The sequence below is a fragment of the Shewanella sp. A32 genome (genome assembly GCF_029167175.1).
GTDB lineage: Bacteria > Pseudomonadota > Gammaproteobacteria > Enterobacterales > Shewanellaceae > Shewanella > Shewanella yunxiaonensis.
The window spans coordinates 171819-186600 of the sequence record NZ_JARFTS010000004.1 but is presented as its reverse complement, the minus strand read 5'-3'; the positions used below and the strand labels follow the sequence as shown (position 1 = coordinate 186600).

The window sequence follows — 14782 nt, the reverse complement described above, 5'->3', positions numbered from 1 at the left end:
AATAAGCCATAAATAGGATGCGACACGCAGTGACTGCGTCTAACAGCAATGCGCACCTGCCCGCCTGGGACCCTGCCGTGAGGCACTGGTAATATCGACCCAAGGCCCGTAATGCAGCGACAACGTGATGTTTGATGACCCATTGAGAAGAATGACGTCATCATGAAAAGGATGCTAATTAATGCAACTCAGTCAGAAGAGTTGCGCGTTGCCTTAGTGGATGGGCAGCAACTGTATGATTTAGATATAGAAAGTCCAGGCCACGAACAGAAAAAAGCCAATATTTACAAAGGTAAAATTACCCGCGTAGAACCCTCTCTGGAAGCTGCATTTGTTGACTACGGTGCTGAGCGCCATGGCTTCCTGCCACTCAAAGAAATTGGTCGTGAATACTTCCCAAAAGGTTATTCCTTTCAGGGACGCCCAAGTATTAAAGAAGTGGTCAGTGAAGGTCAGGAAGTTATTGTCCAGATCGATAAAGAAGAACGTGGTAATAAAGGTGCTGCACTAACCACTTTCATCAGTCTTGCCGGTTCCTATCTGGTACTGATGCCTAACAATCCTCGTGCTGGTGGCATCTCTCGCCGTATTGAGGGTGACGAGCGCACAGAACTGAAAGAAGCGATGTCAGAGCTTGACGTACCAAACGGTATGGGCCTGATCGTGCGTACGGCTGGAGTAGGAAAAGCGGCTACCGAATTGCAATGGGACCTCAAAATTCTGTTGCAACATTGGACCGCCATTCAGGATGCAGCAGCCAGTCGCCCAGCGCCATTTCTTATCCATCAGGAAAGTAATGTTATCGTCCGTGCTATCCGCGACTATCTGCGTCGAGAAGTCGGTGAAATCCTTATCGACCATCCAAAAGTATTCGAACGCGCCAAAGAACACGTAGCGTTGGTTCGCCCGGATTTTGTCGAACGCGTAAAACTTTATAAAGCCGAAGTACCACTGTTCACGCATTACCAGATTGAATCGCAGATTGAATCTGCGTTCCAGCGTGAAGTACGTTTGCCATCCGGTGGCTCTATCGTTATCGATCCAACGGAAGCGCTGACCTCTATTGATATCAACTCTGCCCGAGCAACTAAAGGCGGTGATATTGAAGAGACAGCCCTGAACACCAACCTGGAAGCTGCTGACGAAATTGCGCGCCAATTGCGCCTGCGTGACCTCGGCGGTCTGATTGTAATCGACTTCATCGACATGACACCGGTACGTCATCAACGTGAAGTAGAAAATCGTTTGCGCGATGCGGTACAAACTGACCGTGCCCGTATCCAATTAGCCCGCATCAGCCGTTTCGGTTTGATGGAAATGTCTCGTCAACGTCTGCGTCCATCACTGGAAGAGTCTGCCGCGCATATCTGTCCTCGCTGTCATGGTCAGGGAACCGTTCGCGGTACTGAGTCACTGGCGTTGTCTATTTTGCGGCTGATTGAAGAAGAAGCAATTAAAGATAACACCACACAGATTGAAGCGATTGTGCCGGTTGATGTTGCGGCATTTTTGTTGAACGAGAAACGTAAAGCCATTCGTATCACTGAAGAGCGGCACGATGTTGAAGTCTATATCATCCCAGATCCGCATATGACCACCCCCGATTATCGGGTAGTGCGTCATCGCGATGATGATGAAATTGATGAAGCTAGCTATAAACGCGCAGAAGTACCGCAATCACAATTGTACGAGCCGCGTAAACTAGAACGCGCTGCAGCAGCACAACCAGTGTTGAGCGGTTTTGCGACACCGGCAGCACCAGTCGTTCAATCTGCCCCTGTCAAGGCAAGTCCAGTTAAAGCGGAGAAACCTTCCGTTGAAGCTAAACCCGGATTGCTTAGCAAGCTATTTAAGGCACTGGCCGCGATGTTCTCTTCTGCTGAATCTGCTGAAGAAAAAAGTGCAGCCGCTAAGCCTCAGACAGACAAGGGTGCTAGCGGTAATAAACGTCGTCCACCACGCAATAATGATCGTAATGCCGACCGCAACAACCGTCGTCGCAAACCAGCTATCGATAAAGATAATGATGCAGAAACCACTGCAGTAACGGCCGCTGCGGATGACAGTAAAAATGAAAAGTCATCTCGTAAGCGTACGCCAAGAAATGCTCGTAACGCTGAAAAGGCGGAAAGCAATAAGAGCAAAAACGTTAGTGAAAAAGACACTACGAGTCAGGCTAGTTCTGCCACACCTGAAAGTGTTGAAGAACCTAAACAGGAAGTTGTTCGTGAACGCCGTCAGCGTCGCGACCTGCGCCGCAAAGTACGCATAGAAAAGCAGCCTGGCGATGAGATCGCAGCCAGTAACGATGTTGTTGAAGCGAAAGCAGATAACGTGCCGGTACCAGAAGAAAAACCAGCTCGCCGCCCACGGAAACAGGAACCTAAGACTGAGAAAGTCGAAGTGGCTGACACAGAAACAGCTGACGTTACTGCCGTAACCGAGATTGCAGCAGCAACTTCAGTGTCTGAAAAGCCGGTACAGGTTGAGCTAGATACTGCAGCAACTGACGTAACAAACACTGAGGTTAATGAAGCTGAAACCACAGAAACTGAAGCTGCTGATGCTGAAACTAATGGTAAACGTGATGGCCAACGTCGGAGTCGTCGCAGCCCGCGTCATTTGCGTGCAGCTGGGCAACGTCGCCGCCGCGATGAACAGCAGAAAGAGCCTGCTGCCGATGAAGCCGCAATTACTTCGGCCGAAACCGTTGCTGAAGTTGCTGAACCTGCTGAGACTGAACCCGCACAGCAACAAATTGCTCTGGCACTTGACGAGCAGACCACCACTACTAGTGCCACAGTTGCGGCAAACGTTGGCGAAGTCACTCCAGCAGTGACAGTAGCCACTAGTGCTCATGAAGTGGTAGCAGAAGCGCCTCAATCTCAGACTGAAGTAGTGACAGAAAAAGTTGTTGAAACTGTTGAAGCTACTAACGTTTCCGCGGCCACTCCTGCCGCTGCAGAGCCAGTCGTAGCCGCGCAAAATGAAACCGAGTTGGAAATCGCAGCCGAAGTCATCGAAACGCCCAAGGCTGTAGACGTAGCTGTTAACGCTGATACCGAAGTGCTCTCTAGCACCGCAACTGCTGCTGTAGCCGGTGCGGTTGTCGAGACTCAACCGGTAGTTGAAAATGTCACAACTGAAGCCACCGCTGCAGAAGACTTGGCGGAAGTTGAACCTGCCATCGTCGCCGAGGAAGCTCAACTGACCGAAGCCGCTGCCGTAGTGCATGCCAATAGCGCGGCCTCAGCGCCTATGTCGAAACCTAGTGCCGTAGTACCTAAGGCCGTGAAGGTTGCCGTGCGAGCTGAAACCGAAGCACCTGCTGCAGTGGTAGCTGAACCTATTAAGGCGCCGGTAAGTCGCTTCAGTGCTATGGTTGGCTCCAGCATGTCCAAGCCGCAAGTTGAAGCTAGAGCCAAGGTTGACGTACCTCACGGCCATGAATATCAGGCCGAAGAGACACCGGTAGCGCCAAAGCACAGCTTTGGCAATGCCGCGACATCAGATATGGCAAAGCCTGAATAAAATAGCGGGTTACGAGATAAAGCCATGCCTTAGTGCATGGCTTTTCTTTTTGATGTTTCTCACACTTTTTCCGGCTGCAGTTCTCTGTTAGTATGCGCGGCTTTGCTTTTAAGTGACGAGGAATCCCCGCCACATGTTTGATCTTATCCGCCACCAGCACGGTAGTCACCGTGCAGATGTCCTTTCGGGATTAACTGTTGCACTCGCATTAGTCCCAGAAGCGGTCGCCTTTGCTTTTGTCGCCCATGTCGCGCCCATGGTGGGTCTATATGCGGCGTTTATCATGGGCCTAGTCACCGCGGTTATCGGTGGCCGGCCCGGCATGATTTCCGGGGCTACAGGCGCAATGGCTGTGGTGATGACAGCCTTGGTTGAAAGTCATGGAATACAGTACCTGTTTGCCGCGGTCATCCTAGCTGGATTATTGCAGATTAGCGCCGGGATCTTACGCCTAGGAAAATTTATCCGCATCGTACCAACGCCGGTGATGATCGGTTTTGTGAATGGACTGGCGATTGTAATATTTCTGGCGCAGCTCGGACAATTTCAAACCAAAGGTGCAGACGGTCATATGCACTGGATATCGCAACCAGCACTGCTGTTGATGCTGGGGCTGGTATTGCTCACGATGGCAATTATTCATTTTCTGCCTAAGCTCACCACCGCAGTGCCATCATCATTAGTGGCTATTCTGGTTGTAACGGCACTGGTCGCAGGCCTGAATTTAGATACGCGTACCGTTGTCGATTACCTGCAAAACATGAGTGGTGATGCCACTGCTACCATCGCCGGAACGCTGCCTTCGTTTGCCATTCCCATGGTGCCGCTTAATTGGAACACACTCTACGTCATTCTGCCCTATTCCGGCATTTTGGCCGCTGTCGGCCTAATTGAATCGCTGTTAACGCTCACGGTTGTTGATGAAATGACGCAAACTCGCGGCCAGGGCAATCGTGAATGTATCGGCCAAGGGACCGGAAATCTTATCAGCGGTTTCTTTGGTGCTATGGGTGGCTGCGCCATGATCGGCCAGTCGATGATCAATATCAATTCCGGCGGGCGTGGCCGATTATCTGGTATCACTGCCGCCATTACTCTGCTGTGTTTTATCCTGTTTGCCGCTAACTTTATCGAGATGATCCCGCTGGCAGCATTAGTGGGCGTGATGTTCATGGTGGTTCTCGGCACATTCGAGTGGGCAAGTTTCAAGATGATGCGCAAAGTGCCAAAGACCGATGCGTTTGTGATCGTGTTGGTGACTGTGGTAACCGTGTTTACCGATCTGGCCATCGCGGTATTTGTTGGGGTCATAGTATCGGCACTGGTATTTGCCTGGGAACACGCAAAACACATTCACGCCCATCGCACAGAAACCCATGAAGGCAGAACTTGTTATCAACTCAAAGGCCCATTGTTTTTCGGTTCCACCGCTTCCTTTTTAGACCTGTTTGACGCCAATGCGGATCAAGATGAAGTAGTGATCGATTTCCGCGATTCTCGGGTTTGCGATCATTCCGCGCTGGAAGCCATCGATACCTTGGCTGAACGCTATCTCAAACTGGGCAAGCGACTGCATCTGCAACACCTGTCTGAAGACTGCAAAAAGCTGTTGCAGCAAGCTGGCGACATGGTAGAAGTGGACCTGCTAACCGACCCGAAATACCGTGTAGCAGACGATCAGCTCGCCTGAGACTCCAACAGACAAATCAGGGGACAAATGTCCCCTGCTAACAAATGCCTCTTTTCCAGTATTATTTTTGCCAGTCGGCAAAATAGTGACGGATTTTTTCCAGTTTCGGCCCGATCACCAGGGCACAGTATGGTTGCTGCTGGTGCCCGGCATAGTAGTCTAAGTGTTCCGCCTCTGCCGGATAAAATGTCTGATAAGCGCTGAGTTCAGTGACAATACCCGTTGAATATTCGCCACTTTGCGACAGCGCTTTGATAAAGGCATCTGCCGTGGCAATTTGCTGTTCATCATGAGCAAAAATTACCGAGCGATACTGGCTACCCACATCATTCCCCTGCAGATTCAGCGTAGTCGGATCATGGGCAGCAAAAAACACCTCCAACAACTGCTGATAGCTGATCTGCGCAGGGTCATAAACTATTTGTACGACTTCAGCATGCCCGGTATCACCGTTGCACACGCGGCGATAATGCGCCGTGCTTTCTTCGCCGCCCGCATAGCCCGGCGTCACCTGCAACACACCTTGCAGCGATTTAAACACGGCTTCAGTGCACCAGAAACAACCGCCTCCGAAAGTTGCCAATGCGGTTGTGGGGGCAACATCTTCTTTCGCATCCGTCGCTTCAAACACCATAGATACCGAATTGACACAGTGCCGCAGGTCCTTCGGCGTCAGATTTTCACCGACAAAGACGTGCCCAAGATGACCGCCACAATTCGCACACAGGATTTCGGTACGTTGGCCATCGGCGTCAGTTTTTCTGGCAACTGCGCCGGGGATCTCATCGTCAAACGCCGGCCAGCCACAGTGCGCCTGAAATTTGTGTTCTGACAGATACAAAGGTGCACCACATTTACGACACAGATAGCGCCCGTGTGCGGTGTGATGATAGAACTGACCGCTAAAAGGCCGCTCAGTGCCCTTTCCTTCAATGACGTGACGTTCAAAGTCATCTAATGGTGGCATGGTCTTCATGAGATTACTCCTGCGTTAGTCGGCGCCTTGGTTACTGCTGCGCTGAAGGCGCCCAGTTGTGGCGTCCACCTTGTGATCGCGATCACTTTACGTTGCTGCCATTACAACATCAAGGTAGACTTGCGACCGAATGAATGCCGGACTAAAACTTCAACAATAATCAGTCATCGGTACCTCTGACCCGCCAGGTACACCGGCACGCAACTTTAGCTGACACACGCAGGGTAAACATGAAATTAGAAACCATCGATTTTCGTGCAGCAGATGCACCACAGCGTTTTGTTGAATCATTACGCCACACCGGTTTTGGTGTGCTCAGTCATCACCCGATTCCACAACAGCTGGTGCAGCAGATTTATCAGCAGTGGCAGAGTTTTTTCGTCACTGATGCCAAAGAGCAATATCTGTTTAATCCTGCTACGCAGGACGGCTTCTTCCCATCACGAGTGTCAGAAACCGCCAAAGGCTATAGCGTTAAGGATATTAAAGAGTACTTCCATGTATATCCCTGGGGGCAGATCCCGCCGCAGCTGAAAACCGATATTCTGGATTATTACCAGCAGGCCAACAGCTTCGCCGCCGAGCTGTTAGATTGGGTTGAACGTTATTCGCCGGCTGAGGTTGCAGCTAACTACCGTGAACCGCTGTCTCAGATGATCAAGGATAGTCAGAAAACCTTGTTGAGGATCCTGCATTATCCGCCGATGACCGGCCATGAAGCGCCTGGCGCTATCCGCGCAGCTGCCCACGAAGATATCAACCTGCTGACGGTGTTGCCTGCCGCAAACGAACCCGGACTGCAGGTAAAATCACGTGAAGGTGAATGGCTTGATGTGCCCAGTGATTTTGGCAGTATCATTATCAATATCGGTGATATGTTACAGGAAGCTTCCGCTGGCTACTTTCCGTCCACCACGCACAGAGTGGTTAATCCTGAAGGTGCCGACATGGCCAAGTCACGAATTTCCCTGCCGCTATTCCTGCACCCGAGACCAGACGTGGTGCTGTCCGACCGTTACACTGCTGACAGTTATCTGATGGAACGCCTGCGAGAACTTGGTGTTATCTGACCTTTTTCGTTCTGAATTCTACTGCGGCCGAGTTCGTTAGCTCAGGCCGCAATATTCCTCTGCGCTATTTCTATCACCTATGATGGTGACATTCCTGAATCGCCCTTTAGCCTAAGGTGTTCAACGGTAACTCGGGGTTGTCAGTACTGAGTGATACATTAACGAAATTGAAATTTTGCGATGTGGTTTCTGTGGTTTACGCATTTGCTGAGCCGCATTTTTCACCGTTTCTTGCGCAAAAATGGTGATGTCATTTCCGCCGTGGTAAATCTGTTGTTCCGCGAGTTTTGCCAGCGACATCAGGTAACGTGGTTGTGCCGACAACGTTTTCCGTTAATGTCTTACAAGGAAATTATCGTGACAACACCCAAGCCGCTGCCGTCGTTTGCGCTAGCGCTGCTCCCCATTCTGGTAATGTTTAGCTTATTAATCATTGGCTATGGCTTACTGGGATTACGTATCGAAGCATTACTGCTCATCTCTGCGGCGATTACCGGTGTCATCGCCTTCAAAATGGGCTATTGCTGGGATGAAATCATGGGGGCCATCGTCGCCAAGTTAGCCAAAGCGATGCCAGTGATTTTGATTTTGGTCGCGGTTGGCGGCTTAATCGCCAGTTGGATGATCAGCGGCACCATTCCCTATATGGTTTATTGGGGACTAAGACTCATCAGTCCGCAATACATTCTGATCGGCGCATTTTTTGTCACCAGCGTTGTATCAGTTTTTACCGGAACCTCCTGGGGCTCAGCCGGCACTGTCGGGATTGCCTTGATGGGGGTAGCCGCCGGGTTGGATGTATCGCTGCCAGCCGCAGCGGGGGCTGTAGTATCTGGCGCCTATTTCGGCGATAAACTCTCGCCATTATCTGACTCCACTAATTTTGCCCCAATCGTCGCCAACACCACTTTGTATGAACACATACAACATATGCTATGCACGACCGTGCCGGGATTTGTTATCGCCGCTGTAGTATTTTGGGTTGCCGGCCACCACCACACTGAAATTATCTGTGCCACAACGCCGCCGAAAGTCGTCAACATTATTCAAGGGCTGGAGCAACTGTACCACTTTAATTTGGCGCTACTGTTACCACCGATACTCATCCTATGGGGAGCTCTGGCAAAAAGGCCGGTTCTACCATTAATGTTGGCGGCGTCAGCACTGGCAATAACGCTCGGAATAGCACTGCAAGGATTTAGTTTGCAGCAAAGTTTTCAGGCCTTCGTCGGTGGCTTTGATACCAGTATGTTTCACGCCAATACTCAACCATCAGGTAAAATCTCAGCGGATATTGTCACACTGCTGAACCGTGGTGGTCTCGCCGCCATGATGCCAACCATTCTGTTAGTATTCTGCGCATTTTCATTCGCGGGTATATTGAGTCTGACCGGAGCCCTGACGGTTGTTTTAGGACGCTTTTTACATCTGATCCACAGCACTGGTCAGTTGATTCTGTCGACTATCATTGCCACTATCACTGTGGTACTGACAACCAGCGACGGCAAATTGGCATTGCTGATCCCAGGAGAATTGTTTCAGGATGCCTACGTAAAAATGGGACTGGATACAAAAAACCTGTCACGCACACTTGAGGATGCTGGCACGGTTATCGAACCCTTAGTGCCCTGGACCGCGGCGGGGATCTATATGGCTGGCACACTGGGTGTTACCACGCTGGATTACTTGCCTTGGGCCATTCAATGTTACACCGGAATAATATTCGCATTGTTCTACGGATTTACCGGCCTGACCATCGTTAAACGGCCGACATTAATTCAGCAACAAGACAGTTGCCAATAACTCTACAGCGTTAAGGTAAAACAAATGACTACAGCTTTTGATCCGGTAATTAATCGTCGCCATACCGGTTCAGTGAAATGGGATTTTATGGCAGAAAAACTTGGCCTTGATGGTGACGATTTACTCCCGATGTGGGTCTCCGATTATGATTTTCAATGCCCGCCGACTGTGTTGCAGGCATTACATCAACGGGTTGAGCATGGGGTATTTGGCTATGCCGAGCGTGACGCCGCCTATTACCAGGCGATTATTGACTGGTATCGCACGCAGCACCATGTAGAAATTGAAAAAGACTGGATCACCACTGTGCACGGGATTTTACCGGGGTTAGCCGTCCTGTTGGAGGTGCTGACCGAACCAGGTGACAAAGTGGTGATGCAAACACCAGGATATGGTGCATTTCGCAAAATCACCGAACTGAATAAACGGGTTTTACTGGAAAATCCGTTACTGGAACACGCAGGCACATACACTCTCGATTTAGCACAGTTAGAAATGTGCTTTCAGCAAGGCGCTAAAGTGCTGCTATTTTGTAATCCTCATAATCCTACTGGCAAGGCGTGGTCAACAGATGACATCCTCGCGGTAGCGCAGCTCTGCCATCAATACCAAGTGTGGTTATTTAGCGATGAAATCTGGAGCGATTTAAATATGCCAGGGCATCAATGTCATTCGGCATTATCTTTGCCCAGCGCTATAACACAGCGGCTGATTGTGGCTACAGCTGCCAGTAAAACATTCGGGTTATCGTCATTACGAATTTCAAACTTGATGATCCCCAATGCTGAATTGAAGCAACAGTTTATCCGCCGCCTAGATGCTCATGGTATGGATGTATTTAACAGTCTTTCAATGTGTGCGGCGACGGCAGCTTACCAAACAGCTGCCGATTGGTTAGCAGAGTTGAAGCAATATCTGCAACATAACGTCGACCTGCTAGCCGACTATCTGAAGCAACATCTTCCGCAGCTGCACTTTACTGCGCCCGAAGCGGGTTACTTAGCCTGGATTGACTGCAGGGCATTAGCCATCAGCGACCATGAACTGGAACAAAAGCTGGTGACAGCCGGTTTAGTCGCAAGTATGGGCATTGGCTTTGGTAAGCAAGGTAGTGGCTTTATCCGGCTAAATTTGGGTTGTCCTCAGGAAACCCTGAAAAAAGCCTTACATATGCTGAGTAACGCACTCGCGTAATCGCCATTGGCTGCGGCTGCACGCTATACTGTTAGCTGCTGTCTAAGTGCAAATCTTGGCGTAATTCCCCTGCCGCGGCAGCCGAAAAACAGCGGCGGGTGCTTTTTCAAAAGCGAGATAGTACAATACGCGACTTTTCAGATTCAGCAGGAAAAATGATGGCCGTTCAATGGTATCCGGGGCATATGCACAAAGCCCGCAAAGAGATTGAAGAGACAATGCCGCAAATCGATCTGGTGATCGAGGTGCTGGACGCCCGCATTCCTTACAGCAGTGAAAACCCCATGGTCGCCCAACTCCGTGGAGACCGGCCTTGCATTAAACTGCTGAATAAAGCTGATTTAGCTGATCCGGAAGTTACCGCGCAATGGATTGAATATCTGGAACGCGAACAAGGCGTAAAAGCCCAGGCTATCTCTACCACTTTGCAACCTGGAGCATTAAAAGCGCTGCCCGATCTGTGTCGTAAGCTGGTGCCCCAGGCAGAGGGCGATGTGCGCGATATTCGCACTATGATTATGGGCATTCCTAACGTAGGGAAATCTACCATTATCAATACCTTGGCCGGACGCGTGGTTGCCAAAACGGGCAATGAACCTGCGGTTACGAAAGGCCAGCAACGCATCAACCTGAAAAACGGCATCGTGCTATCTGATACTCCGGGAATTCTGTGGCCCAAAGTCGACAACGAAGCATCCGGTTACCGCTTGGCCGTTACGGGTGCGATCAAAGATACGGCTATTGAGTACGATGATGTTGCCATGTTTGCCGCAGGCTATTTCCTTGAAGCTTATCCAGACCAAATCAAAGAACGTTATAAGCTGGATGAACTGCCAGAAACCGATATCGAGCTATTGGAAGAGATTGGCCGCCGTCGTGGCGCATTGCGCTCTGGTGGCTATCTGGATCTGCACAAAGCCTCAGAACTGCTGCTGCATGAATATCGCTCCGGGAAAATTGGCTTGTTATCGCTGGAAACCCCGTCCATGGCAGAAAAAGAGAAAGTAGAAGTGGCTGAAATGCTCGCGATTAAGGAAGCTGAGAAAGATGCCCGCCGTGCTGAGCTTAAACGTAAACATTCCGGTAAGCGTCATTAATGAAATGATGCGATGAGCTAAACGAACGGCAGTGTTATCTGCCGTTTTTCTTATCGATTCGATATTCGGCTAAACAGTCCTGCCATAGCCAATTCGAGTAAATCCAACACCCGCTCAAAACCTGTATCGCCACCATAATAGGGATCGGGCACTTCTTTAACTTCTTCATCGACAAATGCCAAGATAAGTCCCAGTTTATGTTGGTAAACGTTGGGGCAACGCTGTTGGAGGTCACCAAGATTCTGCCTGTCTGCCGCAAGGATCAGATCAAACCGTGCAAAATCTGCATCGATAACTTGTCGGGCGCGCATATTGGTAAAATCGAGGCCACGCTTTTGCCCTGCCTGACGAGCTCGCCTATCTGGCGCTTCACCTTGGTGATAGCCAATCGTGCCAGCAGAATCCACTATTAAATCCAGCCCATATTCAGCGGCTTTTATGCGAGCCACAGCATCTGCCGTAGGAGAACGACAGATATTGCCCATGTGTCAGATTAAAACATAATATTTATATTTAATATCAATATGTTAATCATAAAATAGCATCTATTGAATCGCTAAATCAACATTTTTAAAGTGTTTAATTAACAATAAGTTGCAAATAGTTTTGGAGAAGATATCTGTCTAATTTAAAGCGATTGCAACTCTTGTTGAAGTGATGCTATTTCACGGTCGATTGACTGAACTTCTGAGTCTGCAGCTCTGGATACAGCTGACATTTCTTCAGCGAGCGACTTTTCCCATGTGGCCCCAGCCAGATTGTTTGATGCGTAATTTCGACTTTGTCTTAGCCTTTGGATGCGAGCATCGCGGTCGTTGAAAACCTTTTCGCGCTTATGCTGTAGCCTAGTAATTTCACGCTTAATATCTTCTGCGTGAATGTAGTTGCTGATCTCACTTTGCTTTGCGGTCGCTTCAGGTGATTTCGCTTGCTTATTATCGTTAGTGACGAAGCTGCCAACGTTACTAAGGTCCATTGGTTTGGCGTCAGTCGCGCATGGTTCCTGTGAGAATATTACCTTGCCATCTACTGTGCACTTGTACACGTCAGCAAAGGATAATGGTGTTGCCAGCATTGTGGCAATGGCGAGCAGTTTTATACCGTCCATAGTATTTTACCGATTGAGTTATCTCGGTCACATCATAGCCAATGCATTGGGTAGATCAACTAAACCAGTTCCATTAGCTTTAATGTTTGCAAATGGTTTAAAAAATATTCCCAATATTCTGATACCGATTCACCACCACGTTCTTTAAAGCGGAGCAACTCTGGTAATTTAACATCACCACCGTTTCTACATGCATTCAGGTAATTCTCGGCATTACGTTCAGCAGCTGCGACTAATGCCTCTCTATTATCAAGAAGTGATGGAGGCGGTAAAAATGGATTGGCTCGACTGAATAATTTCTGATCTAAAGAAATAAAAACAGCGCTGTCATTAAAAGGATTTTTACGTTTCTTTTTGTGACCCATTGATAACTCCACTTCTAACATCACTAGCAACTAATAAAACAATCAACATATCTAGTTATAAGTCATCAGCATCTTTTAGTAAATACATTTCTTAATATTTTTATTTTAATTCAATTACTTACACATCATTTATTTTGTTTTATTTCTCCCTCCATTCCAATTTATCACACGTTTCAAATGACGCAAATATGCATAGTTGCTATATGCAAAAGGCGATGTTTTTCTTAAATACCTCCAATCAATAAAAGCGTTTTCATTGAAAACGATTTATAGCTTCAACAATGAATTTTAGGGATATGGTGCCAGTCGGTAGTGTATTGCGGGGTAAGGAGTTCGCGCCGCATGGTCCATTTTTGTTGGATGCCCTGAGCTGCGAGAAACAGTGTGTCAGTGCCATAACGATAGTTAAGGCTATCAAGTGCCGACATCAAGCGTGAATCGCCTGGAGTTTGGTTGAACAGGTCTAGCTGAGTCTTACTGGCCGGTGACAAGTCTAGCAACCCAATACCGATTTTATAATAACGGATCCCCGGGCGATAAAGTTGCGGCACAACGCGAGAGACAGCAGAAGTCATCACAGCAGTATCATCGATTGGTACCGGGAAACGGATCACCTGTTTAAAACCAGCAGGCTGTTCATCGAATGGTGAGTTGTTGGCAAAGGCAAACATCACACCACACACGGATCCCTGAGCTCGTAGTTTGGCAGCGGCGATACCAACATGTTTTGCCAGTGCCTGGTGTAATGATTGAATATCCGTTATGCGTTCACCAACGCTACGTGTTGAGTTAATTTGCTGCTTATCTGCCCTCGCCTCGTCCCAGCCCTTACACGGAATGCCATTGAGTTCACGCACCGTGCGCTCCATTTCGATGCTGAAATTTTTACGTGCCAAGCCTGGAGGCATTGCGGCTAACTTTTTTGCATTGCAAATATCCATGATATGCAGCTTCTTGGTTAGCTTTCTACCAATGCCCCAAACATCGCCAACATCCATATTGGCCAGTACGTTAAGTCGTTCGGTTTCGGTATCGATAACACATACCCCATCGAATCCTTGGATCTTCTTGGCTGCATGATTAGCAGCTTTTGCCAACGTCAACGTTGGTCCAATACCGACACACACGGGTAAACGAGCTTCTTTCCAAACCGCTTTGCGGATCTGCCGCCCTTGCTCGCGTAAATTCTTTACCGCTGGCCATGCGCGGTGAAAGGAAAGAAAGGTTTCATCAATCGAGTAGATGTGTTGCTCTGGTGCGAACCGGCCAATAATCTGCATCATCTTGGATGACAAATCACCGTACAGCTCGTAATTTGATGATAACGCAATGACTCCGCGCTTACGGCAAAGATCTCGCACTTCAAAGTATGGTTTGAACTTCTCAACACCTGCGGCTTTTGCCTGCTTGTTGGCAGCGACTACGCAGCCATCGTTATTGGAAAGCACAATCACAGGTTTGCCGCGCCAGTCCGGGCGAAATACCTGCTCGGCTGAACAGTAAAAACTATTGGCATCTACCAAGGCAAACATATCATCCACGCAATAGATGGCTAGGACGATGACAACGAATAGAACGGATTACCACGCCCTCGATACTGAACGCATCCCATTCATTCACTGGGACAGGTTGGTACTTCTCACTGGAGGACAACAACAAACGTCGGTTCTTATCGATGATCTTGCAAACAAATTCACCATTAAGATTGGCGACAATCACATCCCCACTCTGAACCGCTACATGCCGATCAACGATGAGAATGTCACCATCATAAATACCAATGCCCTGCATTGAATCACCTGCTGCCTGACCGATAAAGGTGGCACTCGGGTGCTCAATTAACAGCTCGTCCAGGCTTAGTGGCAACTGAAGGTAGTCAGCCGCGGGCGACTCAAAGCCTGTGATACCTGCACTTGCAGCAATAGGGATTACGCGCATGATTAAACAA

The 14782-nt window shown here is 48.9% G+C and carries 13 protein-coding genes; 6 read left to right on the top strand and 7 right to left on the bottom strand.

Annotated elements, in window-relative coordinates; genetic code table 11:
• The first annotated feature begins 162 nt into the window (after positions 1-162).
• Together rne and PY479_RS05255 are read left to right on the top strand one after the other, a co-directional pair.
• Positions 163-3531, top strand: coding sequence for a ribonuclease E (rne, locus tag PY479_RS05260; RefSeq protein ID WP_275483117.1), 3369 nt, complete (start codon positions 163-165; stop codon positions 3529-3531).
• Positions 3532-3664: 133 nt separating this feature from the next.
• Positions 3665-5221, top strand: coding sequence for a SulP family inorganic anion transporter (locus PY479_RS05255; protein ID WP_212593667.1), 1557 nt, complete (start codon positions 3665-3667; stop codon positions 5219-5221).
• 61 nt (positions 5222-5282) lie between these two features.
• Here PY479_RS05255 and PY479_RS05250 read toward each other — a convergent pair whose 3' ends face one another.
• Positions 5283-6188: a bifunctional methionine sulfoxide reductase B/A protein gene (locus tag PY479_RS05250; protein ID WP_275483134.1), complete on the bottom strand. Its 906-nt coding sequence runs from the start codon at positions 6186-6188 to the stop codon at positions 5283-5285.
• 239 nt (positions 6189-6427) lie between these two features.
• Between PY479_RS05250 and PY479_RS05245 the strand changes: the two genes are divergently transcribed.
• Entirely contained in the window at positions 6428-7267 is an 840-nt protein-coding gene (locus tag PY479_RS05245) for a 2OG-Fe(II) oxygenase family protein (RefSeq protein WP_275483116.1), read from the top strand.
• Positions 7268-7387: 120 nt separating this feature from the next.
• Here PY479_RS05245 and PY479_RS05240 read toward each other — a convergent pair whose 3' ends face one another.
• Positions 7388-7591: a hypothetical protein gene (locus PY479_RS05240; RefSeq protein ID WP_275483115.1), complete on the bottom strand. Its 204-nt coding sequence runs from the start codon at positions 7589-7591 to the stop codon at positions 7388-7390.
• Positions 7592-7624: 33 nt separating this feature from the next.
• Here PY479_RS05240 and nhaC point away from each other — a divergent pair, with 33 nt between their 5' ends.
• From nhaC to ylqF, 3 genes are all read left to right on the top strand, one after another.
• The gene (gene nhaC, locus PY479_RS05235) at positions 7625-9070 is read left to right on the top strand and encodes a Na+/H+ antiporter NhaC (RefSeq protein WP_275483114.1); all 1446 of its coding nucleotides are present in this window, start codon (positions 7625-7627) and stop codon (positions 9068-9070) included.
• A 24-nt stretch (positions 9071-9094) separates the two neighbouring features.
• Complete coding sequence (locus PY479_RS05230; protein WP_275483113.1) at positions 9095-10264, top strand: MalY/PatB family protein; 1170 nt, start codon at positions 9095-9097, stop codon at positions 10262-10264.
• Between the two features lie 158 nt (positions 10265-10422).
• Entirely contained in the window at positions 10423-11361 is a 939-nt protein-coding gene (gene ylqF, locus PY479_RS05225) for a ribosome biogenesis GTPase YlqF (protein WP_275483133.1), read from the top strand.
• A gap of 50 nt (positions 11362-11411) precedes the next feature.
• Here ylqF and PY479_RS05220 read toward each other — a convergent pair whose 3' ends face one another.
• The 5 genes from PY479_RS05220 to umuD all read right to left on the bottom strand — a co-directional run bounded on the left by PY479_RS05220 (position 11412) and on the right by umuD (position 14772).
• Positions 11412-11846: a low molecular weight protein-tyrosine-phosphatase gene (locus tag PY479_RS05220; RefSeq protein WP_275483112.1), complete on the bottom strand. Its 435-nt coding sequence runs from the start codon at positions 11844-11846 to the stop codon at positions 11412-11414.
• A 143-nt stretch (positions 11847-11989) separates the two neighbouring features.
• Positions 11990-12469 (bottom strand): hypothetical protein, encoded by a 480-nt coding sequence (locus PY479_RS05215; RefSeq protein ID WP_275483111.1) that lies wholly within the window; start codon positions 12467-12469, stop codon positions 11990-11992.
• 59 nt (positions 12470-12528) lie between these two features.
• Positions 12529-12834, bottom strand: coding sequence for a hypothetical protein (locus tag PY479_RS05210; protein ID WP_275483110.1), 306 nt, complete (start codon positions 12832-12834; stop codon positions 12529-12531).
• Positions 12835-13109: 275 nt separating this feature from the next.
• Positions 13110-14366, bottom strand: coding sequence for a Y-family DNA polymerase (locus PY479_RS05205; protein ID WP_275483109.1), 1257 nt, complete (start codon positions 14364-14366; stop codon positions 13110-13112).
• A gap of 1 nt (position 14367) precedes the next feature.
• Positions 14368-14772 carry a translesion error-prone DNA polymerase V autoproteolytic subunit gene (gene umuD / locus PY479_RS05200; RefSeq protein ID WP_275483108.1) on the bottom strand — a complete coding sequence of 135 codons (405 nt, stop codon included), beginning with the start codon at positions 14770-14772 and terminating at the stop codon, positions 14368-14370.
• Between the last annotated feature and the right edge of the window lie 10 nt (positions 14773-14782).